Raw genomic sequence first — 22,863 nt, 5'->3', positions numbered from 1 at the left:
CAGGACCGTGAAACGACTCTGCGCCAATGATAGTGCTGCAACCAGTGTGAAAGTAGGTTATTGTCAGGCTTTTATCTAGAAAACCCCTCCCTCGAAAGAGTGAGGGGTTTTTGCTTTGCGCGGCCGGCTTTACTGCGTCGCTCTTATAAGCCTCGCTTCCTTATAACCGGCTTGGCCGGCTCGACATTTAATTCAGTTCGCCCTGGCCTCAGACTCCCCTCCGTCATCCAATTCCTCTTCCGTAAAACAGCAAGATCAGTGTGCCTTCAGCATGGTCCCCTCATTTCTCTCATCACCACATTTCTTTAGACGTGAAAAAGGGCGCCGTAGCGCCCTTAATAAACAATGCTGTTCTAATTCTTAGAACGAATGGCCCACTTTCAGCACAGCCAGGTTGGCACCCGGGTTCGGGTGCTTGATGCCGCCATTGGAGAAATGCTGGGCTTTCAGTGCAACATCCCAGCCATTGTTGAATACATAGCCAACGCCGATATGATCGCCAAACTGGAAGGCAGTAGAGAATGGGCGTCCGTTATTGTTATAGACGTGCGACATCAAGTGAAAGCCGATCGCTGCTTCGCCATAAAACCCTTTTTTGGAATCAGATTCCAGGCGGAACACGGGAGTTACACCGATATCGGTAATGTTCTGAGTTGCATCGGCAACGCCTTTATAGGCGGTGTTGTGCCACTGTGCCAGCGTCACATCCCAATAGCCGCCTACATGCATGCCATTGTATTGCAGCCATTGCTTGCCCCAGTCGTACTGCAGGCCAACCCTCGCCAGCTTGGATTTATTGCCGGTGCCGAATTCGCCGGATACGGAGTCCGCACCCAAAAAGCTATCCGCGGCAAACGAGCTCACCTGAGCCAATAGCAGGATGGCACCTGCGGCAAGAATTTTTTTGTTCAACATAGTCGAAAACCTATCCCGTGTTAGATAAAAAGAGCTACAAGGGTGACATGATATCGCAAATGCGCGTTACGCATCTTTACCGCTGAAATCCTTAGTGACAAAATTGCACATCCGGCTGCATCTATACCTTGATCCTGCCCAGCGGAGGCGATGCACAATATCACCTCGCGCCACCTCGCCAGACAGTCGCCCGTGCATGTGCCAACCACGATTCCATGGACGCTTGATTCACTACAACCTTGATTGCAAACTTGAAAAGCTGAATGAACATGGATACATCGAAACGCATCGCCTTCCTGGGCACTGGCTTGATGGGCAAGCCTATGGCAAAACGCCTGCTGGAAGCAGGCCACCGCGTCATAGTCTGGAACCGCACTGCGAGCAAGGCCGAAGAACTACTGGCATTGGGTGCGCAAATGGCGGTATCTCCGGCACAGGCAGTCCGTTATGAAGATAAGCCGGTCGACTTCATTATCACGATGCTGGAGGCCGGGCATATAGTTGAGCAAGTGATGCTAGCTGCGCTGCCGGCGATAGGCGCAACGAGTATCTTCATCGACATGAGTTCCACGAAGCAATCCGAGGCGGTCGCGTTTCACAGCTTGCTGGCGCAAAAAGGGATTGCCTTTGTCGATGCACCGGTTTCCGGTGGCGTACTTGGTGCGGAGGCGGGCAGCCTGGCCATCATGGTCGGCGCGCATGCTGCCGTGTATGCCAAGGTGGAAGAGATACTGAAAGTCTTTGGCCGGCCGACTCGCGTCGGCGAGCCGGGCTCTGGGCAACTGGCGAAACTTTGTAACCAGTTGATCGTCGGTGGTACCTTAAGCATCATTGCGGAGGCCTTATTGCTGGCGCAGGCGGGTGGAGCAGACCCGGTAGCAGTTAGGGCTGCGCTACGCGGCGGCTTTGCCGAGAGCAGGATACTGGAGGTCCATGGGCAGCGTATGCTGGACAGGAATTTCATGCCCGGAGGCCAGGTCAAGAGCCAGGCCAAGGATATGGAGAACGTATTGATTGCTGCGCAAGAGGCAAAGCTGGCCTTGCCGGTCGCTGAGTTGGTAACGCAGGCTTACCGCAGCCTGCTGCAAACGGTGCCGAATGCAGACCAATCCGCCGCATTGCTGGGCCTGGAGCAATTGAACCCTGGCCTGCGCCTGGGGACGGCAGCGGATAAGTTGCCAGGGTAATTGTAGGCACCGGATAGAAGCCGCATAAGTAGCAGCGATAAACGATGAGCAGACTCGTGCGGGCGCAGTTATAGTAGAGTTTCTAACCCGGATGCAGAAGACTATTCTGCAGCCGGGCCATCATGATCATTGACCAAAAGAAAATTATGGCGCGACCTTCGTCCAAAGTTCTGGAAATACTGGAACAGCTGATTTCATTTCGCACCGTATCCCGCGATTCCAACCTGGAGCTGATATTCTGGATCAGGGATTATCTGGCAAGCTATGGCGTGGAATCGCGCCTGACCTATGACAGCACAGGCAAGAAGGCCAATCTTTTCGCTACACTGGGCGAGGGCAAGAAGCCCGGCATCATCCTGTCCGGCCATACCGACGTAGTACCAGTCGAGGGGCAGCAATGGGATACCGATCCTTTCAAGGCGACCATCAAGGGCGATAACCTGTATGCGCGCGGCTCTGCGGATATGAAGGGGTATATCGCGACGGCGCTGTCCAAGGTGTCGGAGTTCCTAGCTGCCGACCAGGACACGGCGCTGCACCTGGCGCTTTCCTATGATGAAGAGATAGGCTGCATAGGCGTGCGTGGACTGATACAGGATCTGGAAGAAATTGGCTTGAAGCCTGCGGGATGCATCGTCGGTGAACCGACACTGATGCAGCCCATCATTGCGCACAAGGGGACGCACCGTTTCCGTTGCTGCGTGACCGGCCGCGAAGCGCATTCCAGCTATACGACACATGGCGTCAATGCGATTGAATATGCATCGCGCATCGTGGTCTATATCCGTGAAATCGCCGACAGGCTGGCGCGTATAGAGAAACGGGATGATTCGTACACCGTTCCGTATTCGACGATGCAGACTGGCCTGATACGCGGCGGCCTGGCAACCAATATCGTGCCTAAGGAATGCGAATTCCAGTTTGAGGCACGCACCTTGCCGGATATGGACGCGGCAGCGCTGTATCAGGAGATACAGGAATTTGCAGCAGGCCTATTGCCGGAGATGCGGAAAGTGGAACCTTTGGCGGCGATCGATTTTGAATGGCTGGCCTCTGCACCCGGCCTGCAGATGCAGGAAGAGCACAGGATAGTGCAATTGGCAGCTCTGTTGGCAGGGAACGCGCCCAACGGTGCGGTATCGTATGGCACGGAAGCAGGCTTGTTCCAGAAGGCGGGCATACCAACAGTCATTTGCGGCCCCGGCAGCATAGAGCAGGCGCATACGCCGAATGAATTCGTCAGCCTGGACCAGTTGGCACAATGTGAAAATTTCATGCAGCGTCTGATTACCAACAGGTAAGCGCTGCGTGTTGAGTAGATATCGTTGAGTAGATATCGTTGAGTAGATATCGTTGAGTAGATATCGTTGAGTAGATATCGTTGAGCAGATATTGTCGAGCAGATGGCATTGAATAAATTTGCGACCCTGACCTCGTTTCCGGATCAGGATGCCCAGGCAGTTTTAGGATATTGATATGACCAGTACCATCGTCCGTGCCGTTTGTCCGCACGATTGCCCCGATACCTGCGCCCTGCATGTGACCGTCAAGGACGGCATCGCCGCCGATGTGAAGGGAGATCCGGAGCATCCGACTACCGCCGGCGTATTATGTACCAAGGTGTCGCGTTACACCGAGCGCACCTATCACAAGGACAGGCTGCTGTTTCCGCAAAAGCGAGTCGGTAAAAAGGGCGAAGGAAAGTTTGAGCGCATCAGTTGGGACGAGGCGCTGGATACCATTGCATCCAGGCTAAAAACGATAGCGGCCAAGGACCCCGAAGCGATCTTGCCTTACAGCTATGCAGGCACGATGGGCCTGTTGCAAAGCGACTCCATGCCGCACCGCTTCTTCAACAAGCTCGGCGCGTCCTTCCTTGATCGCACCATTTGTGCGAGCGCAGGTGGCGCCGGTTACAAATACACGATAGGCGCCAAGGTCGGCACCGATACCGAACATGCGCAAGACGCAAAGCTGATCCTCATTTGGGGCGGGAACCCGATTGCCTCCAACCTGCACCTGTGGATGCGCGTGCAGGAAGCGAAGCGCAAGGGCGCGCGCCTGATTGCCATTGATCCCTATCGCTCTCTGACTGCGGAGAAGTGCCATCAGCACATAGCACTGTTGCCAGGCACTGACGGCGCGCTGGCGCTGGGCATCATGCACGTGCTGATCGCCGAAGATTTGCTGGACCATGATTACATTGCTCAATACACGCTGGGCTTTGAACAACTGAAGCAAAGGGCGCTGGAGTGGCCCCCGGAAAGAGTGGCCGAGACCTGCGGTATCACAGTCGCCGAGGTCACGGGATTGGCGCGCGAGTATGGAGCTACTGCAAAGCGCGGCGAACCGGTAATGATACGCACCAACTATGGTTTGCAAAGGGTACGCGGCGGCGGCATGGCGGTGCGCAATATCGCTTGCCTGCCGGCGCTGGTCGGCGCCTGGCGGCATGCAGCAGGCGGTGTGCAGTTGTCGGTATCCGAATCCTTTCCCAAGAACCTGCAGGCCTTGCAGCGCCCCGACCTGCTACCAGCGGGCAAGTATCCACGCACGATCAACATGAGTACGATAGGAAATGATCTGCTGCGCGAAAGCTCGCCTGAGTTTGGCCCCCAGATCCAGGCATTGATTGTGTACAACTCCAATCCGGTCGCGGTGGCGCCCGAGTCCGGCGTTGTCGCGCAAGGATTCGCGCGCGAAGATTTGTTCACGGTCGTGCTGGAACACTTTCAGACCGATACCGCTGACTACGCAGACATCCTGCTGCCCGCAACGACGCAGCTGGAACATACCGATATCCATGGCGCATATGGGCATCTGTATATGATGGCGAATAATCCGGCGATTGCTCCGCTGGGAGAGTCCAAGCCGAATACCGAGATCTTCCGGCTGATTGCGCAGAGGATGGGTTTTACCGATCCCTGCTTCTTTGAAACCGATGATGAAATCGCTGCACAAGCCTTCAAGACTAGCGATGAACGTGCAGTACATTTCGACTGGTCTTCGCTGAAGAAGACAGGCTGGGCAAAACTGAAGCTTCCCGATGCACCATTCGCTCACGGAAATTTTCCTACCCCTTCCGGTAAATGCGAGTTCTATAGCGCCAGGATGCAGCAGGATGGCCTTGATCCCCTGCCGGCTTATATTCCTCCGTATGAATCGGTAGCCAGTAATCCATCCCTGGCGCAGCGATATCCGCTGGCAATGATCTCGCCGCCGGCGAGGAATTTCCTGAACACTTCTTTTGTCAATGTACAGAGCCTGCGCGATACCGAGGGCGAACCTCATCTGGATATGCATCCTGTGGACGCCGCAGCGCGCGGCATCGCGCAAGGAGATCAGGTTCGCATCTTCAATGATCGCGGATCTTTTGTTGCCGTGGTGCGCGTAACAGAGAAGGCGCGCGCGGGCCTGGTGGTGGGCCTGTCTATCTGGTGGAAAAAATTTGCATCGGACTTCAAGAATGTGAACGAGGTTACCAGCCAGCAGCTGACCGATATGGGCCGCGCGCCTACCTTCTACGATGTGCTGGTACAGGTGGAAAAGCAAGCCCAGTGAAAACCCGGATACGCCACTTTATGGCGGCACTGCTGCTGCCACTCCTGCTATCAAGCCTGGCAGCCTGTTCGCAACTGGGTTATTACGGCCAAGCCGCGCAGGGACAGATATCCTTGCTGCAGAATGCGCGTTCGGTAGACAGCCTGATCGCTAGCCCTGAAACACCGCAGCAACTGAGGAACAGGTTGCAGGCGGCAAGGCAGATGAGGCAGTTCGCTGTCGACGAGCTGGCGTTGCCCGATAACAGCAGCTATCGCAACTATGCGCAACTCAAGCAGCCCTTTGTCCTCTGGAACGTGGTGGCCACATCGTCATTGTCATTGACGCCGTTGAGATGGTGCTTTCCGGTTGCCGGCTGCGTTAGCTACCGCGGTTACTACCAGCATGAGTCTGCACTGGAATTTGCACAGCAATTGCGCAGTGAAGGCTACGACGTCAGGGTGGAAGGCGTGCCTGCTTATTCCACGCTGGGCTGGTTCAACGATCCCTTGATCTCCACCTTTATCAACGCGCCGGATGCATCGCTGGCGCGCCTGATCTTCCATGAGCTGGCGCATCAGGTGGTTTACGTGAAGGATGACTCCGCCTTCAATGAATCCTTTGCCACTGCGGTGGAACAAGCCGGCGTGCAGCGCTGGCTGGATAAGTTCGGTAATGAGGCCATGCGCAGCAACTACGAAAAGGATGAGGGCAGGCGCAAGGATTTCCTGGCCCTGTTGCGGCAGTATCGCAGCCGCCTGGATGCTCTGTACAAAAGCAATGCCAGCGACCAGCAGAAATTGCACGATAAGGCCGAGATATTTCAGGCGCTGCAACAGGATTATCAAAGCATCAGAAGCTCCTGGGGAGCTTATGCGGGTTACGATCGCTGGTTTGCCGAACCGCTGACCAATGCCCATTTTGTTTCAGTGGCGACCTATAACGATCTGGTGCCGGGCTTCCAGGCCATGCTGCTGCAAAGCGCGAGCTTTCCGGAATTTTATCGCAGCGTGAAGCAGCTTTCAGAGCGGGACAAGAGCAGCCGGAATGCGCAATTGCAGCTTTTGGCGAAGCAGCAAAATGCGGCGAAATCGCCGTAGAACAAGCGTATTTGCTTCGTCTTGAAATTGTGCGTTGCAGCATTTTGCTAGAGGATATGTTCAAGTTAGGCGCAAAAGACTTGCCGAAGCGCATTACAGCCGATAGCATTCAACATCGGCCATATTGTTTGTCCTGTTATCCTTTGGGTGGCAATGGAAAGCAATGATGATCGCCATTCACATATAAGCTGTCCGCGCAGTACCAATCATGCATTGATGCCGGTTCAGCAATAGAATAACAATCAGAGACGAGGAGAAAGTATGGACAAATTTTGGCTACAGTCTTACCCACCAGGTGTGCCTGCAGAAATTGATTTCACACAGTATCAATCGCTGGTTCAGTTATTGGAACAAGCTTTCCGCGACTACGCCGCGCGCAATGCCTATGTATGCATGGACAAGTTCCTGACCTATGGCGAACTGGATGAATTATCCCGCAAGGTTGGTGCCTGGCTGCAAAGCAAGGGCCTGAGCAAAGGCGCCAGGGTCGCGGTCATGATGCCTAACGTATTGCAATATCCGGTAGCGATGGCGGCGATCCTGCGTGCCGGCTATACCGTCGTCAATGTAAACCCGCTATATACGCCGCGCGAGCTGGAGCACCAGTTGAAGGACTCCGGCGCAGAAGCCATCTTCATCCTGGAAAATTTTGCCCACACGCTGGCGCAGATCGTCGACAAGACCGTGGTCAAGCAAGTCATCGTGGCCAGCATGGGCGATATGCTGGGCGGCTTGAAAGGCAGTATCGTCAACTTCGTCGTGCGCAACGTGAAGAAAATGGTGCCGGCTTTTTCACTGCCGAATGCAATCCGCTTCAAGCAGATGCTGTCCGAAGCTTCGCGCCTGAGCCTGCAGCCTGTCTCCATCGGCCATGACGACATTGCCTTCCTGCAATACACCGGCGGCACGACCGGCGTATCCAAGGGCGCAACGCTGACCCAGCGCAATGTGCTTGCCAATATCCTGCAAAACGAAGCCTGGCTGCAGCCGGCGGTAACGCCTGAGCTGGAAAAAGAACAGATGACTATCGTCTGCGCTTTGCCGCTGTACCATATCTTTGCGCTGACCGTCTGCAGCCTGCTGGGTACGCGTAAGGGTGCGCTGAACATCCTGATTCCGAATCCGCGCGATATCCCCGGCTTTGTGAAAGAGCTGTCCAAGTACAAAGTCAATTTGTTCCCTGCGGTGAATACGTTGTACAACGGCTTGCTGAACAACCCTGACTTTGCCAAGCTGGATTTCTCCGGCTACCGCATCTGCAGTGGTGGCGGCATGGCAGTGCAAAAAGCAGTGGCAGACAAATGGTTGCAGGTAACAGGCTGCCCGATTGCCGAAGGCTATGGCTTGTCTGAAACGTCTCCGGTGGCGACGGGCAATCCTGTCACGACCAAGGAATTTTCCGGCACGATAGGTTTGCCTATTCCTTCGACAGAAATCGCCATCCTTGATGATGACGGCAATCCGGTACCGCTGGGCCAGCCTGGCGAGATTGCGATACGCGGCCCGCAAGTCATGTCCGGTTACTGGAATCGTCCGGATGAAACAGCCAAGGTCATGACTGCCGATGGTTTCTTCAAATCCGGCGACGTGGGCATCATGGATGCGCGCGGCTACACGACCATTGTCGATCGCAAGAAAGACATGATTCTGGTTTCTGGCTTCAATGTGTATCCGAATGAAATCGAAGGCGTGGTGGCGATGCATCCCGGCGTGCTGGAATGTGCTTGCATAGGCGTGCCTGATGCAAACTCCGGCGAGGCTGTGAAATTGTTCGTTGTACGCAAGGATCCGTCACTGACGGTAGAGGCGTTGATGGCCTATTGCAAGGAACAGTTCACCGCGTACAAGAAGCCGAAGTACATTGAATTCCGCCTGGAGCTGCCGAAAACGAACGTTGGCAAAATCCTGCGCCGTGAATTGCGCGATGAAAAGAAGGCCGCGTAGTCCGCCAGATCTATCGCGGTTATAGTCGATATATGCGGTAACCACAGGTAAGCACAATCAGAAGAACAGGCATCTGCGAGGATGCCTGTTTTTTTATGCCTGTTAGTTTTTGGGACTATGCTCGAACAGGAGATCGATATGGTCGCCGCCGTGCTCTGTATAGGCCTGCATGATTTTTCCTATGTCCTGGCCGGCATACAGCAAGCTACCGTCGAGCTCGATGACGGACGCGGAATAGTCCAGGCCAAACATATAGTTCAGATAGGTATTGCCATCCACGCCTGCCGTCAGTGGCATGAAGTCGGGGCTGAACTCACTGATGACCTTGGGATGCCAGGTCGAGAGTATCCGCTGCGCGCCGCGCATGGCAGGGTATTCGAAACCTTCGACGTCGATCTTGATCACGTCGATGCGGCAGTCCACCGGGATGATACCGTCCAGCGTCACACAAGGAACTATCACGCTATTCAACAGGGAGTGCTGGCTATCCGGCAGCGCAGAAGTAGTGCCGTTGCTGTAAGAGCTGTTCAGGCTCAGCATGCCAAATTCTTCACCGGCGGCTGAATTGATGATCTTGATATGCTGGAAGCCGTTTTCGCGCTTGCTCAGTTCTATCAATTTGACGTTGCTGGAATTCGGCTCCACCGCATAGACGATGCCGGCCTGGCCGACCAGCGAAGCTGCAATGACACTGTAGTAGCCGATATTGGCGCCTATGTCGAGGACGTTCATGCCCGGCTTCAGCGCTTCGCGCATTACCTTGGTCACGTTAGGCTCATACGTGCCCTGGCTCAAGGGGATGCCGAGATCCCGGTCGGCCAGGTCGATGAACATGGGAAGGCCGTCGACCACTGCTTTCTGGATATTGCCCTCGCTTCTTTGCACTGCCAGTTTTTCCTGCCGCCGTGCAAACTCCAGCGAATTCAGGTAAGAAGCCACGATGGTGTCCAGCGGAGCCCCGGCCTGGTTGCTGTGGCCCGGCCATTCTTCCTTGTTCGGGGGGCGGCCGAGTAATAATCTGAAGCAGTGATAGATATCCTCCATCGTGGCAAGCGGGCCGTAGTTCCAGTCTCCATAAGCCAGGATTGTGTCCGATTCGGCCCTTGTACCGTTGGCCGAATCGCTGGCAGCATCCACTTGCCCGAATTTTGCAATAAGTCTTTTGAACATACCAAAATCATCCTGAAAATGTAGCCTGATACGGCATTGCCCCGGCGATTGCCACGCCGTGGCGCAGGCTGCGATTGTGTATGAATTGCGCTAAAAAAACTTTGAACAAACCACTTTGAACAAACCACTTTGCTGCCGATTGAGGACCGAGACCGAGCCCTATCCGCGTACGACTACGCCGGGCCTGCCGTCTTCCACGGCGAAACTTGCTATCGTGGAGACTGCTGAATCCGCACGCCTGACATCATCCAGCGCGAGGAAATAAGTATTCATCTGCTTGGCAGAAATATCCAGCAGCATGAAGCCGCGCTTGTCGCTGCGGCCGTATTTGATATGCGGATTTTGCGCTACATATTCGTCGGTACGCGCTTGCGGGCGCGAACTGGACGTGATCGAGGTGCCGCAGAATTCGGTCGCCAAAATAGGGTTGGCGCTGGATGCCTTGTTATAAAAATCCCGTTTCAGATTGGCTGCATAAAAGGTATGCACGTCCCCGGAAATGACCACGGGATTGGATGGCTTGTGTTTTTGAAGGTCATCGAACAGGCGCTGCCGGGCGACAGGGTAGCCGTCCCAGCCATCGGTCCAGAATTTGCCGTCGCCTTCTTTTTGTACAGGTATCTGACTGGATTGCGCCATCAGCGTTTGCTGGGTCAGGATATTCCACTTGGCTGTCGAGTTGGCAAAGCCGTGCGCCAGCCATTTTTCCTGCTCTGCGCCCAGCATGGTACGGCTGGGGTCCAGCCTCTCCGCACATTCTGTATTTGTGATGGAAGTAGATCCGCCGCCACCGCCCTTGGGGCAGACCTGGTAGGCACGGTATTGCCTGTCGTCCAGCACATGGAAGCGGCCCAGCCGCCCCCAGTCATAGCGCTCATAGATGCGCATGTGAGCGAAGCGGGTGGGTTCGTTGGACAAGGGCGGCAGCCTTACCGGCATGTGTTCATAAAATGCCTGGTAAGCCGCCGCTCGCCTTTGCAGGAAATTCGGGTCCAGGCGCTCATCCCTGTCGTTGCCATAGTCGTTGCAGACCTCATGGTCATCCCAGGTCACTATCCAGGGGGCGGCATGGTGCGCAGCCTGCAGATTGGGATCGGTCTTGTATTGTGCATAGCGGCCGCGGTAGCCGGCCAGGTCCACGCTCTCATTGACCCGCCGCGATTTGGCCGGATGCGATAAATCGAAAGGGCCCCACTCGTAAATATAGTCGCCGAGGAAGGTCACTACGTCAGGATTGGCGGCAGCGATATGCCGGTGCGCCGCATATTCGCCAAACTCCCAGTGCTGGCAGGAGGCCACGGCGACCCGCAGGCCCAGCGGCATGGTGTCCGCTGCCGGTGCGGTGCGGGTGCGGCCAACCGGACTGACGGCATCGCCCAGCATGAAGCGGTACCAATACCATCGGTCGGGTTGCAAGCCGGTGACGTCCACGTGCACGCTATGCGCCAGCTCGGGCAGCGCGGTGCTTTCTCCCTTGGCAGCGATATTGCGGAAATTGTCGTCGTAAGCCAGTTCCCAGCGCACGTTGTAGGCAACAGGCGGCAGCGCCAGCGCGTTTAATGGATCAGGCAGCAGGCGGGTCCATAAGACGATGCTGTCTGCCCTGGGGGAGCCGGATGCAACTCCCAGTGTGAAGGGATAGCCTATGGTCTTGCCGATTGCCCTACCTGGAAAAGCGGCGGCACAAGCGGCGAGGCCTGCAAGCCGGCTTATCCTGTCAAGAAAATAGCGCCGGCCTGCATCCATCTTAGCAATCGCCCGATTTCACGTTGTAGTTGGTAATGCTTTCCAGAGGCGGGATCTGGCGCGGTTTGCGGTCTTCGCCGGTCGCTACATAGGTCAGCGTTGCTTCTGTGACCTTGACAGTACTAGCCTGCAGGCGATTGCGCTCCGCATACACTTCCACCGATACCGTGACCGAGGTATTGCCGACGCGCGTCACTTCGGCATAAAAAGATAGCAGATCGCCAACAAAAACAGGTTGCTTGAACAGAAAGGAATTCACCGCGATAGTGGCAACCCGGCCATTGGCGCGCCGCGCCGCAGGAATTGCCCCGGCAATATCGACCTGGGACATGATCCAGCCGCCGAAGACGTCGCCATGGACATTGGCATCAGCCGGCATGGGCATCACGCGCAGTTGTGGCATGCCTGACGGCAGCGAGGTTGTTTTAGCGGCTTCAGACATCTTGGTACTCCTAAACAGTTACAATCATTAATTAGAATTAAAAACTTGCGATTTACGCCTTACAAGCTCATATAAAAGTCTTGTTGCGGCTAGGGTCGCGATTGTCTCCGTATTGTTGTTAGTTGTTGGCAGTGCCGATACAGAACTTACCTGCACATACATTGCTTTTCGTAAGCATAAACCATTATCCCCAGAATCTTTGCACATGAGCAGTAAATTCTCCAAACTTCCCGATGCACCACCTCCGGCAAAGTCGCGCGACGACTGGGCCACACTGAAAACCCTGTTGCCGTATTTATGGGCTTACAAGTGGAGGGTATTGCTGGCGCTAGGCTTCCTGATCGGGGCCAAGATGGCCAACGTCGGCGTGCCTTTAATTTTGAAACAACTAGTTGACCGTATGACCATCACGCCGGCGCATCCCGCCGCGATGATGGTATTGCCGCTGGGCTTGTTGATTGCCTATGGTGCGCTGCGGCTGTCCACCACGATGTTTACGGAATTGCGGGAGTTTGTCTTTGCCAAGGTGACGCAGCGTGCGGTGCGCACCATTGCGCTGAAGGTGTTCCGTCATCTGCACGCATTGTCTTTGCGCTTCCACCTGAACCGCCAGACCGGTGGCATGACGCGCGACATAGAACGCGGCACGCGCGGCATTTCTTCGCTGGTGTCGTATGCACTGTTCAGCATCCTGCCTACCCTGATAGAAATCTCGCTGGTGCTGATTTATCTGATCACACATTACGATATCTGGTTCTCGGTGATTACCGGCGGCGCATTGGTCATCTACATCACGTTCACGATTACGGTTACCGAATGGCGCACGCATTTCCGCCGCACCATGAATGATCTGGACTCCAAGGCCAATACCAAGGCCATCGATTCGCTGATCAATTACGAGACGGTCAAATACTTCGGCAATGAAGACTATGAAGCGCAGCGCTATGATGAAGGCCTGCGCCGCTACGAACTGGCTGCCGTCAAATCACAGACTTCGCTGTCCATGTTGAACACCGGGCAGTCGATGATCATCGCCACTGCCGTGACCCTGATATTGTGGCGCGCCACGCAAGGTGTGATTGACGGCAAGATGAGCCTGGGCGACCTGGTACTGGTCAATGCCTTCATGATACAGCTGTATATTCCGCTGAACTTCCTGGGTGTGCTGTACCGCGAAATCAAGCAGAGCCTGGCAGATATGGAAAGGCTGTTTTCCCTGCTGGACCAGAACCGGGAAATCGCCGACAGTGATAGCGCGCGCGATCTGCATATCGACCACAGTGAAGGCGGGGAAGTGGTTTTCTCGCACGTCAATTTCAGCTACGAGAGCAAGCGCCAGATTCTGTTCGACGTGGATTTTACTATCCCTGCCGGGATGACGACTGCCGTGGTGGGCCACAGCGGGTCAGGCAAATCGACCCTGTCGCGACTGTTGTTCCGCTTCTACGATATACAGTCCGGCAGCATCGTTATCGACAAGCAGGACCTGCGCGACGTGACGCAGCATTCCTTGCGGCGCGCGATAGGCATCGTGCCGCAGGATACAGTGCTGTTCAACGATACGATTGAATACAACATCGCATATGGCAAGCCGGGCGCCAGCAAGGAAGAAGTGGTTGCCGCGGCAAAGGCAGCGTACATCCACGACTTCATAGAAACCCTGCCGGACGGCTATGCAAGCATGGTCGGCGAGCGCGGGCTGAAGTTGTCCGGCGGCGAAAAACAAAGGGTGGCGATAGCCCGCACCTTGCTGAAAAATCCATCCATCCTGATTTTTGATGAGGCGACTTCGGCGCTGGATTCCAAATCCGAGCAGATGATACAGGCTCAGCTGAAAGAGATTGCGAAGAACCGTACCACGCTGGTGATTGCGCACCGCTTGTCGACGATCGTCGACGCGCAGCAAATCCTGGTGCTGGATAAAGGCCGCATCATGGAACGCGGCACTCATCAGCAATTGCTGGAACTAGACGGCGCCTACGCGCAAATGTGGCAGCGGCAGCAGAACCGGCAGGAGCAGCCGGACTCGCCGGAGCCCAGCGTGGACGAGTTACTCGATAGCGCGGATGAGCTGGTCGGCTGATCTGCAAGCCTTATTGCTTCATTACTTCAGAATACATTTATGGAAACCAAGTGGCTGGAAGACTTCGTATCGCTGGCGGAAACCAATAGTTTCAGCCGGTCTGCTGAACTGCGTCACGTCACGCAGCCGGCATTTTCGCGCCGGATACAATCGCTGGAAGCATGGCTGGGCACCGATCTGATAGACCGTACTTCCTATCCTACGCGGCTGACCCATGCAGGCGAAGTGTTCTATGAACAGGCAATAGAAATGCTGGGCCAGATCAATAATGCACGCGCACTGTTGCGCGGCAAACGCACGGCCACGCAGACCACGGTAGACTTCGCGGTACCGCACACGCTGTCGCTGACCTATGTGCCGAAATGGCTGACGGAACTGGAAACGGCATTCGGTGAAATCAGCAGCCGCCTGCTGGCGCTGAATGTGCATGATGCGGTGATGACGCTGGTGGAAGGCGGTTGCGATTTGCTGCTGTGCTACCACCATCCGCGCCAGCCGCTGTTGCTGGATGCCAGCCAGTACGACATGATCACGATGGGTTATGAAACCCTGCGCGCTTATGCGCGCTGCGATAAAAACGGGGTGCCGGAATTCGTATTGCCGGGTACGGAAAAATCGCCGCTGCCGTTTTTGGCCTTCGCCAACAACGCCTATCTGGGACGCATGGTGGACCTGATACTGAACGATGCGCGCATCCCGCTGCATTTCCATAAGCGCTATGAAACCGATATGTCGGAAGGCTTGAAGATGATGGCGCTGGAAGGACGCGGCGTAGCCTTCCTGCCGGAGTCTTCGGTCACGCGCGAGCTGAAGCAAAAGCAGTTGGCGCGCGCGGACGGCGGCGTCAAGGAGTGGGAAGTCGAAATGGAAATACGTTTATACCGCGAGCGTCCATCCGTGCAGCGCCCCGGAAAACTGATCGTTTCGCGGTTGTGGGAATACCTGGAGCAGCTCAATGGCAGCGCTGCAAATGACGATATCTCGTCGCGCAAAGTGAAGCGCAGTAAACACAGCTAACTGCATTTGAAAATTGTTTTTCCTGTTGCTTTTCATAGGGAAAATTAGTTTTCAATAGTTATGTTTTTATTGCATAGATACATGCAAACAAAGCATTAGCGATAAAGTTCGGTGTTCGCCTACTATGCGTCACCTAACCGGTAATTCGCATTTTTGCATGCATCTTTGGAGCTTCAGGCAAAGCAGCTGCAGTCGGATTGCGGTCGATGACGGGTCGAACAACGTACAGTGCAGTCTTATGAAAAAGATGGTGGCAGGTGCAGCGGCTCTTCAGGCTCGATCGCAAGACTGCAGTGGTTCCCGGGCTCCGTTAACTGAAACGAGAAGGAGGCCATACCATGTCCACCCAACACCAGATACCGTCTTATCTTACCCCGCATGAGGTCGGTCCTTGGGCAGTTTATTTGGAGCAGATTGATCGTGTTACACCCTACCTGGGATCCTTGTCACGCTGGGTAGAAACCCTGAAGCGCCCGAAGCGTATCCTGGTAGTCGATGTGCCTATCGAACGCGATGACGGCAGCATTGCCCACTTTGAAGGCTATCGCGTGCAGCACAATACTTCACGCGGTCCAGGCAAGGGCGGCGTGCGTTTTCACCAGGATGTGACGCTGTCGGAAGTGATGGCTTTGTCTGCCTGGATGACGATCAAGAATTCGGCAGTAAATGTTCCATACGGCGGCGCCAAGGGCGGTATCCGCGTAGATCCAAAGACGCTGTCGCGCGGCGAGCTGATGCGCATGACGCGCCGCTACACCAGCGAGATCGGCATCATCATCGGCCCAGACAAGGATATTCCGGCTCCTGACGTGAACACCAACGAGCAGACCATGGCCTGGATGATGGATACCTACTCGATGAACGAAGGCCGCACTGCGACCGGCGTGGTGACCGGCAAGCCCATCTCACTGGGTGGCAGCCTGGGCCGCCGCGAAGCGACCGGCCGTGGCGTCTATGTAGTGGGTTGCGAAGCCGCTGCCAAGCGCGGTTTGCAGATCGAAGGTGCAAAGATTGCGGTGCAGGGTTTCGGTAATGTGGGCGGTATTGCAGCGCGCCTGTTTGCAGAAGCCGGCGCCAAGGTAGTGGCGGTGCAGGATCACCTGAGTTCGGTTTATCATCCGAACGGCCTGGATGTGAATCAGTTGCTGGCGCATGTGGCGGAAACAGGCAGTGTTGCCGGTTTCCCAGGCTCCGAAGCAGTGCTGGTGGGCGACGATTTCTGGGGCGTGGATTGCGATATCCTGATCCCGGCGGCGCTGGAACAGCAGATCACAGAAAAGAACGCGCACAAAATCCGTGCAAGTATTATTCTGGAAGGTGCAAACGGCCCGACTACGCCGAAAGCCGACGATATTCTGCGCGATCGCGGCGTGCTGGTGGTGCCGGACGTGATCGCCAATGCCGGTGGTGTAACGGTCAGCTATTTTGAATGGGTGCAGGATTTCTCCAGCTACTTCTGGAGCGAGGATGAAATCAATCAGCGCCTGACACGCATCATGAAAGAAGCCTTCAGTTCGGTATGGCATATCACTGAAGAGAAGAACGTATCCTTACGTACGGCGGCGTTTATCGTCGGCTGCTCGCGGGTGTTGCAGGCACGCGAAGTGCGTGGTCTGTATCCTTGATGTAATCGTGTAATGCGTAAGTTGCGGATCGGGCATAAGTCAGATCTGCGGTGATGTGAAGTGAATGAAGATAGCCACCCTCTGATTTTGTGCAGCGGGTGGCTGTTTGCGATGTGGCGTGCTTCTTGCAAGTAACTTTAGGCTGGCTTGCAGGGAAGTTCTTCAGCTAATTTTTTTGGCAGAGTATGATCAGCACTCCGGAACTAAACGTGGAGCCGAAGAATCTCTTGTAAAGGATAGTAATTTCCCTGATGTAATTTTTTGATCGCTAGTATCATGTCATGGTGCCGGCTGACCGGTAGACCAAGGAGACGAAATGAAGCAAGTAAACTGGATGCTCAAAGCAACTGCGTTGTGCCTGTTAGGCATGGGCTCCTCGCTGTCGTATTCTGCTGATACTCTGACGCGAATCAAGGAAACCCAGACCATCACGATCGCCCACAGGGAGGCATCCGTCCCGTTTTCGTATTTGTCCGAAAGCAAAAAACCTATCGGCTATGCAGTCGATATCTGCCTGAAAATCGCCGAAGCGGTCAAAAAAGAACTCAAACTTCCGCAGCTCACGATCAATTATCTTTTAGTTAACGGGTCCACCCGTATCCCGTCCATCGTCGACGGCAAAGCCGATATAGAATGCGGTTCCACGACCAATAATGCCGACAGGCGCAAGCAGGTCGCATTTACCATCCCGCATTTCTTCGCTACCGCCCGCATGGTGGTACGCACCGATTCCGGGATCAAGAACTGGACTGATCTAAAAGACAAGAAAGTCGTGACCACCAAGGGTACGACCAGCGTCAAGCTGCTGAATGACAGGGACAAGGTAAGGGCGCTGGGCCTGAAACTGACCGAGGCCAACGATCACGATACTTCATTCAATATGGTGGAATCCTTCCAGGCCGATGCTTTCCCTATGGATGATGTGCTGCTGTATGGCCTGCGCGCGAATGCCAAGGACCCGAGCAAGTTCGCGATCGTCGGCGACGGCTTGTCCACAGAGCCGTATGCAATGATGGTGCGCAAGGATGATCCTGCTTTCAAGGCGCTGGCAGACAAGGAAATTGCCAGGATGATGAATGATGGCGAATTCATCAAGCTCTACGATAAATGGTTCAGGAACCCGATTCCGCCCAAGGGTTCCAACCTGAATATGCCTATGGGTTTCCTGTTGCGGGATACCTTGCGCTTCCCTTCGGATAAGGTTGCTGATTAGGTCTAACTAGGCTTTAATACATTAGTAATTTTTGGTGTTATTTTGATAGGTAGATACCTGATTTTGGCGGGTTTTGTAAGTAATAATACGTATCAAATAGGCAAAAAAAATAGTTTCGGGCTTTGATGTTTTGGTAAACTTGGGGAATTCCCTTATTCGGGTTTAATTTTTTGGAGATTGTATGAAATTATCGAAAGTAATAGCTGTCCTGATCGGCGCCGGCGTGATTGCAAGTGCCGCTCAGGCGCAAGAAACAGGCACACTGAAAAAGATCAAGGAAACAGGAACAATCACACTGGGCGTACGTGATTCCTCCATCCCTTTTTCTTACCTCGATGACAAGCAATCCTACCAAGGCTACTCCATCGACCTGTGCCTGAAGATCGTTACTGCTGTTCAAAAGCAATTGGGCCTGTCCAGCTTGAAAGTGGTCATGAACCCAGTTACATCGGCAACCCGTATTCCTTTGATGGCAAACGGCACCGTGGATCTGGAGTGCGGCTCCACAACCAACAACGTTGAGCGTCAAAAGCAGGTTGCATTTGCACCGACTACCTTCGTTACTGCAAACCGTATCCTGTCCAAGAAGTCTTCCAATATCAAGACTCTGGCTGACCTGAAAGGCAAGACTGTTGTTTCCACTTCCGGTACATCCAACCTGAAGCAATTGACAACATTGAATGCTGATCAAAACCTGGGCATCAACATCATGCCGGCTAAAGATCACGCAGAAGCTTTCCTGATGGTGGAAACCGGCCGTGCAGCAGCGTTCGTGATGGACGATATCCTGCTGGCTTCCCTGGCTGCAAACTCGAAGAGCCCTGCTGACTATGAAATCAGCAAGGAAGCGTTGTCTGTAGAACCATACGGCATCATGCTGCGCAAGGACGACGCACCGTTCAAGAAGGCAGTGGATACAGCGATCGGCAATGTACTGACTTCCGGCGATATTAACCGCATCTACCATAAATGGTTCCTGCAACCTATCCCGCCAAAAGGTATTGCCCTGAACTGGCCTATTTCCGACCAGTTCAAGGCAGTGATCGCCAAGCCTACGGATTCCGGCGAACCATCTGCCTACGCAGCGGTACCAGAAGCACAAAAAGCTGTACTGAAGAAAAAGAAATAATTCATAGAGCAATCATGGAACGGGGGGCGCCTGCCTCCCGTTTTGTTTTATAGGCTTGAATTTGCTGCGATGCACAATAAATGAGCATCGACATTTTGGGGCACACTGTCGGTTCACAGTTGTTGCCGGAAATGGCCTGGTTGGCCCAGTGCAGCGAGACCAAAAAACGCCAGCCTGACAGCAAGCTTCATGCTGCTGCCTATGGACTGGTTAAGGGTTACGGAGAGGGAAGCTATGAATTACCACTGGAATTGGCAAATTTTTTGGGAAAGTGCGCCCGATGGCGGCGGCACTTATATGGATACCCTGATTTCAGGCGTTATCTGGACCCTGGCAACAGCAGGTACTGCCTGGGTGATGGCGCTGATACTGGGCGCGCTGATCGGTACCATACGTACCGCGCCAAACAAATGGGGCGTGCGCCTGTGCAACGCCTATATCGAATTATTCCGCAACATACCACTGATCGTACAAATGTTTCTGTGGTACTACGTCTTGCCCGAACTGCTACCGCAGGCGATGGGCGACTGGTTGAAAGCGGCACCGAACGTGTCCTTTATCACTGCCGTACTCAGCCTTGGTTTCTTTACCTCGGCACGGGTTGCAGTACAAGTTTCTACCGGCATCAACGCGATACCGCGCGGCCAGAGGATGGCCGGAACGGCGCTGGGCCTGACGCTGCCGCAAACCTACCGCTATGTACTGCTGCCGATGGCGTTCCGCATCATCATTCCATCATTGACCAATGAAGTTGCCGCGATCATCAAAAACAGTTCGGTGGCTTTGAGCATAGGCTTGCTGGAGTTGATGGCACGCGCACGTTCCATGCAGGAATTTTCCTTCCAGGTGTTCGAAGCTTTTTCTGCTGCGACACTGATCTACCTGGTGGTTTCCGCATTCGCGATTCTTCTGTCCAACCTGCTTGAGAAGAAGACCGCAGTTCCCGGATTCATTACCTCCGGCACGACTAATACTGGAGGTCACTAATCATGTTTAGCAATTTCGATTTCGACGTTATCCAGCGTACCTGGTATTACCTGTTCACGACCGGCCTGGCCTTCACCGTCAAGCTGACGCTGATTTCCATGGCGGGCGGTATTGTGCTGGGTACCCTGCTGGCGATGATGCGCCTGTCCAGCCATAAGTACATCTCCTTCATTGCAACCACCTACGTGAACCTGATGCGCTCGGTGCCTTTGCTGCTGGTGATTTTCTGGTTCTACTTCCTGGTACCTTATATCGGTGCCTGGGTGATAGGCGCGAATGAGCCTATCCAGGTAGGCGCGCTGTTTTCCTGCCTGATCACCTTCATCATGTTCGAGGCGGCTTACTACTGCGAGATCATGCGCTCCGGCATCCAGTCGATTCCGCGCGGCCAGGTCTGGGCGGGTTATGCATTGGGAATGAACTATTGGCAGACCATGGGCAATATCGTATTGCCCCAGGCTTTCCGTAACATGATCCCGGTGCTGCTGACGCAAACCATCGTACTGTTCCAGGACGTCTCGCTGGTATCCGTGTTGTCGATTACCGACTTCTTCGGCGCAGCCGTCAAGATTGCACAGCGTGATAACCGTCTGGTGGAAATGTATTTGTTTGTTGCCGTCGTGTACTTCATCCTGTGCTTCAGCCTGTCTGCACTGGTGAAAAAATTACAGCAAAGAGTGGCGATTATTCGCTGATGAATCCACAAGGCTCGCATGTGCTCCTACGATTAAGCACTGCAAGCCCGCATACCTACAAAAAGTATCCTGGAGAATTACATGATCAAACTTAATAACGTCAGCAAATGGTATGGCCAGTTTCAGGTCTTGACGGACTGCAGCACAGAAGTTTCCAAAGGCGAGGTTGTGGTGGTCTGCGGACCTTCCGGCTCCGGCAAATCCACATTGATCAAGACCGTCAACGGCCTGGAACCTTTCCAGAAGGGAGACATCACCGTGGACGGCATTTCCGTCGGCGACCCGAAGACCAACCTGTCCAAATTGCGCGCGCGCATAGGCATGGTGTTCCAGAACTTTGAACTGTTCCCGCATTTGTCCATCCGCCAGAATCTGACCATAGGCCAGGTTAAAGTATTGGGCCGCAGCGAAGAAGAGGCGACTGAACGCGGCCTCAAGTATCTGGACCGCGTGGGCCTGATTGCGCAAAAAGATAAATTCCCCGGCCAGTTGTCCGGCGGCCAGCAGCAGCGCGTAGCGATTGCCCGCGCGCTGTCCATGGACCCTATCGCGATGCTGTTCGATGAGCCGACCTCGGCGCTGGATCCGGAAATGATCAATGAAGTGCTGGACGTGATGGTAGGCCTGGCGCAAGAGGGCATGACGATGATGGTTGTGACCCATGAGATGGGTTTTGCCAAGAAAGTGGCAAACCGCATCGTGTTCATGGATAAGGGCCTGATTGTTGAAGATTGCGCCAAGGATGAGTTCTTCAACGCTACGCGTTCGGATCGTGCTAAGGATTTCCTGGCTAAAATCATTCACTGATTATTCGCCAGGCCAGGGTTTGCGCTGGCAAGCCGCACTATCCAGAAAACTCCGGCAGCCTGCAAGCTGCCGGAGTTTTTTTATATAAACATTGGCAAATACTTAAGCCTATCGCCATTCTGGCCGCAGGATTCGCGTCTTCCGCGTCACTACGGGTAAAATGGCGGCTATCCGCAAACTAGCAATAACCCAGAGCTGCCATGACCAACACCGCTATCCAAGAAATCACGATCACCCGCCCTGACGACTGGCACCTGCATGTGCGCGATGGCGCCGCGCTGGCCAGCGTATTGCCGCATACTGCTGCGCAATTCGCCCGCGCGATCATCATGCCTAATCTGAAGCCACCTGTAACAACGACAGAGCAGGCTGCAGCTTATCGTCAGCGCATTCTGGCTGCCTTACCGCAAGGCTCCACGTTTGAGCCGCTGATGACGCTATATCTGACCGACAATACGCCGCCGGAAGAAATACGCAAGGCCAAGGCCAGCGGTTTTGTGCATGCAGTCAAATTGTATCCAGCCGGCGCTACTACCAATTCCGATGCCGGCGTGACTGATCTCAGCAAGTGCTACAAGACCCTGGAAGCGATGCAGGAAGTCGGCATGCCTTTCCTGGTGCACGGCGAAGTGACGGACTCTGCGATTGATATCTTCGACCGCGAAGCCGTGTTCATCGACAAGGTGATGAAGCCTTTGCGCCGCGATATGCCGGAACTGAAAGTAGTGTTTGAACACATTACTACCAGCGATGCGGCGCAGTATGTAGCCGAGGCCGAAGGCCAGGTTGCTGCAACGATTACAGCGCATCATCTGCTGTACAACCGCAACGAAATTTTCAAGGGCGGCATACGCCCGCACTACTACTGTCTGCCGGTACTGAAGCGTGAAACCCACAGGCAGGCCCTCCTGAAGGCGGCGATCTCCGACAGCCCACGCTTCTTCCTGGGCACCGACTCTGCACCACATCCTAAAGGCCTGAAAGAGCATGCCTGCGGCTGCGCCGGCTGCTATACCGCGCTGCACGCGATGGAATTGTATGCGCAGGCTTTTGACCAGGCCGGAGCCTTGCACAAGCTGGAAGCCTTTGCCAGCCTGAACGGCCCGGCTTTCTACAACTTGCCGCGCAACTCAGGCACAGTGACGCTGAAACGCGAAACCTGGACCCTGCCGGCAGAACTGCCTCTGGCGGACGCGACTATCGTTCCTTTGAACGGTGGCGAGAGCATAGACTGGAAATTCATTTCCAGTAAGGCTTGATAGC

Annotated in this window: 18 protein-coding genes; 14 read left to right on the top strand and 4 right to left on the bottom strand. The window is 54.6% G+C overall.

Annotated elements, in window-relative coordinates; translation table 11 throughout:
- Positions 1-360: 360 nt before the first annotated feature.
- Complete coding sequence (locus IEW12_RS14715; protein ID WP_188566753.1) at positions 361-915, bottom strand: acyloxyacyl hydrolase; 555 nt, start codon at positions 913-915, stop codon at positions 361-363.
- Positions 916-1,178: 263 nt separating this feature from the next.
- Between IEW12_RS14715 and IEW12_RS14710 the strand changes: the two genes are divergently transcribed.
- The 5 genes from IEW12_RS14710 (at position 1,179) to IEW12_RS14690 (ending at position 8,686) form a co-directional block, all read left to right on the top strand.
- Positions 1,179-2,102, top strand: a complete 924-nt coding sequence (locus IEW12_RS14710; protein ID WP_188566752.1) for an NAD(P)-dependent oxidoreductase — start codon at positions 1,179-1,181, stop codon at positions 2,100-2,102.
- Between the two features lie 122 nt (positions 2,103-2,224).
- Complete coding sequence (gene argE, locus IEW12_RS14705; RefSeq protein ID WP_188566751.1) at positions 2,225-3,403, top strand: acetylornithine deacetylase; 1,179 nt, start codon at positions 2,225-2,227, stop codon at positions 3,401-3,403.
- Positions 3,404-3,578: 175 nt separating this feature from the next.
- Positions 3,579-5,663, top strand: a complete 2,085-nt coding sequence (locus tag IEW12_RS14700; protein WP_188566750.1) for a molybdopterin-containing oxidoreductase family protein — start codon at positions 3,579-3,581, stop codon at positions 5,661-5,663.
- Positions 5,660-6,742 (top strand): aminopeptidase, encoded by a 1,083-nt coding sequence (locus tag IEW12_RS14695; RefSeq protein ID WP_229751115.1) that lies wholly within the window; start codon positions 5,660-5,662, stop codon positions 6,740-6,742. The genes IEW12_RS14700 and IEW12_RS14695 overlap by 4 nt, the downstream gene beginning before the upstream one ends.
- 261 nt (positions 6,743-7,003) lie before the next feature.
- A complete protein-coding gene (locus IEW12_RS14690; RefSeq protein ID WP_188566749.1) occupies positions 7,004-8,686 on the top strand; it encodes a long-chain fatty acid--CoA ligase in 1,683 nt (560 codons plus the stop codon).
- 102 nt (positions 8,687-8,788) lie between these two features.
- On the opposite strand, the gene IEW12_RS14685 is transcribed toward IEW12_RS14690, so the two are convergent.
- The 3 genes from IEW12_RS14685 to IEW12_RS14675 all read right to left on the bottom strand — a co-directional run bounded on the left by IEW12_RS14685 (position 8,789) and on the right by IEW12_RS14675 (position 12,044).
- The gene (locus IEW12_RS14685) at positions 8,789-9,856 is read right to left on the bottom strand and encodes an FkbM family methyltransferase (protein WP_188566748.1); all 1,068 of its coding nucleotides are present in this window, start codon (positions 9,854-9,856) and stop codon (positions 8,789-8,791) included.
- 159 nt (positions 9,857-10,015) lie between these two features.
- Positions 10,016-11,602 (bottom strand): alkaline phosphatase D family protein, encoded by a 1,587-nt coding sequence (locus IEW12_RS14680; RefSeq protein ID WP_188566747.1) that lies wholly within the window; start codon positions 11,600-11,602, stop codon positions 10,016-10,018.
- A 1-nt stretch (position 11,603) separates the two neighbouring features.
- On the bottom strand, positions 11,604-12,044 hold the full coding sequence (locus IEW12_RS14675; RefSeq protein ID WP_229751114.1) for an acyl-CoA thioesterase: 441 nt from the start codon (positions 12,042-12,044) through the stop codon (positions 11,604-11,606).
- A gap of 205 nt (positions 12,045-12,249) precedes the next feature.
- On the opposite strand from IEW12_RS14675, the gene IEW12_RS14670 reads away from it, so the two are divergent.
- The 9 genes from IEW12_RS14670 to pyrC all read left to right on the top strand — a co-directional run bounded on the left by IEW12_RS14670 (position 12,250) and on the right by pyrC (position 22,859).
- Positions 12,250-14,127, top strand: a complete 1,878-nt coding sequence (locus IEW12_RS14670; RefSeq protein WP_188566746.1) for an ABCB family ABC transporter ATP-binding protein/permease — start codon at positions 12,250-12,252, stop codon at positions 14,125-14,127.
- Between the two features lie 39 nt (positions 14,128-14,166).
- On the top strand, positions 14,167-15,144 hold the full coding sequence (locus IEW12_RS14665; RefSeq protein ID WP_188566745.1) for a LysR family transcriptional regulator: 978 nt from the start codon (positions 14,167-14,169) through the stop codon (positions 15,142-15,144).
- Between the two features lie 338 nt (positions 15,145-15,482).
- Positions 15,483-16,769, top strand: a complete 1,287-nt coding sequence (locus IEW12_RS14660) for a Glu/Leu/Phe/Val family dehydrogenase (RefSeq protein ID WP_188566744.1) — start codon at positions 15,483-15,485, stop codon at positions 16,767-16,769.
- Between the two features lie 316 nt (positions 16,770-17,085).
- On the top strand, positions 17,086-17,982 hold the full coding sequence (locus IEW12_RS14655; protein ID WP_188566743.1) for an amino acid ABC transporter substrate-binding protein: 897 nt from the start codon (positions 17,086-17,088) through the stop codon (positions 17,980-17,982).
- A gap of 181 nt (positions 17,983-18,163) precedes the next feature.
- Positions 18,164-19,111: an amino acid ABC transporter substrate-binding protein gene (locus IEW12_RS14650; protein ID WP_188566742.1), complete on the top strand. Its 948-nt coding sequence runs from the start codon at positions 18,164-18,166 to the stop codon at positions 19,109-19,111.
- Between the two features lie 234 nt (positions 19,112-19,345).
- Positions 19,346-20,098 (top strand): amino acid ABC transporter permease, encoded by a 753-nt coding sequence (locus IEW12_RS14645; RefSeq protein WP_188566741.1) that lies wholly within the window; start codon positions 19,346-19,348, stop codon positions 20,096-20,098.
- 2 nt (positions 20,099-20,100) lie between these two features.
- A complete protein-coding gene (locus tag IEW12_RS14640; RefSeq protein ID WP_188566740.1) occupies positions 20,101-20,793 on the top strand; it encodes an amino acid ABC transporter permease in 693 nt (230 codons plus the stop codon).
- Positions 20,794-20,874: 81 nt separating this feature from the next.
- Positions 20,875-21,600: an amino acid ABC transporter ATP-binding protein gene (locus IEW12_RS14635; protein ID WP_188566739.1), complete on the top strand. Its 726-nt coding sequence runs from the start codon at positions 20,875-20,877 to the stop codon at positions 21,598-21,600.
- 200 nt (positions 21,601-21,800) lie between these two features.
- Complete coding sequence (gene pyrC, locus IEW12_RS14630; RefSeq protein ID WP_188566738.1) at positions 21,801-22,859, top strand: dihydroorotase; 1,059 nt, start codon at positions 21,801-21,803, stop codon at positions 22,857-22,859.
- Positions 22,860-22,863 lie beyond the last annotated feature (4 nt).

Source organism: Parundibacterium terreum, from assembly GCF_014636315.1.
In the GTDB taxonomy this organism is placed as follows: Bacteria; Pseudomonadota; Gammaproteobacteria; order Burkholderiales; family Burkholderiaceae_D; genus Undibacterium; species Undibacterium terreum.
The sequence above is the reverse complement of the archived record's forward strand: the minus strand, read 5'-3'. Positions and strand labels throughout refer to the sequence as shown.

What these genes read in the sequence shown, in the direction of transcription:
- IEW12_RS14665 (WP_188566745.1), top strand. Translation starts at nt 14,167, where the DNA reads ATGGAAACCAAGTGGCTGGAAGACTTCGTATCGCTGGCGGAAACCAAT.
- pyrC (WP_188566738.1), top strand. Translation starts at nt 21,801, where the DNA reads ATGACCAACACCGCTATCCAAGAAATCACGATCACCCGCCCTGACGAC.
- IEW12_RS14660 (WP_188566744.1), top strand. Translation starts at nt 15,483, where the DNA reads ATGTCCACCCAACACCAGATACCGTCTTATCTTACCCCGCATGAGGTC.
- IEW12_RS14690 (WP_188566749.1), top strand. Translation starts at nt 7,004, where the DNA reads ATGGACAAATTTTGGCTACAGTCTTACCCACCAGGTGTGCCTGCAGAA.
- IEW12_RS14680 (WP_188566747.1), bottom strand. Translation starts at nt 11,602, where the DNA reads ATGGATGCAGGCCGGCGCTATTTTCTTGACAGGATAAGCCGGCTTGCA.
- IEW12_RS14655 (WP_188566743.1), top strand. Translation starts at nt 17,086, where the DNA reads ATGAAGCAAGTAAACTGGATGCTCAAAGCAACTGCGTTGTGCCTGTTA.
- IEW12_RS14635 (WP_188566739.1), top strand. Translation starts at nt 20,875, where the DNA reads ATGATCAAACTTAATAACGTCAGCAAATGGTATGGCCAGTTTCAGGTC.
- IEW12_RS14685 (WP_188566748.1), bottom strand. Translation starts at nt 9,856, where the DNA reads ATGTTCAAAAGACTTATTGCAAAATTCGGGCAAGTGGATGCTGCCAGC.
- IEW12_RS14710 (WP_188566752.1), top strand. Translation starts at nt 1,179, where the DNA reads ATGAACATGGATACATCGAAACGCATCGCCTTCCTGGGCACTGGCTTG.
- IEW12_RS14650 (WP_188566742.1), top strand. Translation starts at nt 18,164, where the DNA reads ATGAAATTATCGAAAGTAATAGCTGTCCTGATCGGCGCCGGCGTGATT.
- argE (WP_188566751.1), top strand. Translation starts at nt 2,225, where the DNA reads ATGATCATTGACCAAAAGAAAATTATGGCGCGACCTTCGTCCAAAGTT.
- IEW12_RS14645 (WP_188566741.1), top strand. Translation starts at nt 19,346, where the DNA reads ATGAATTACCACTGGAATTGGCAAATTTTTTGGGAAAGTGCGCCCGAT.
- IEW12_RS14670 (WP_188566746.1), top strand. Translation starts at nt 12,250, where the DNA reads ATGAGCAGTAAATTCTCCAAACTTCCCGATGCACCACCTCCGGCAAAG.
- IEW12_RS14675 (WP_229751114.1), bottom strand. Translation starts at nt 12,044, where the DNA reads ATGTCTGAAGCCGCTAAAACAACCTCGCTGCCGTCAGGCATGCCACAA.
- IEW12_RS14700 (WP_188566750.1), top strand. Translation starts at nt 3,579, where the DNA reads ATGACCAGTACCATCGTCCGTGCCGTTTGTCCGCACGATTGCCCCGAT.
- IEW12_RS14715 (WP_188566753.1), bottom strand. Translation starts at nt 915, where the DNA reads ATGTTGAACAAAAAAATTCTTGCCGCAGGTGCCATCCTGCTATTGGCT.
- IEW12_RS14640 (WP_188566740.1), top strand. Translation starts at nt 20,101, where the DNA reads ATGTTTAGCAATTTCGATTTCGACGTTATCCAGCGTACCTGGTATTAC.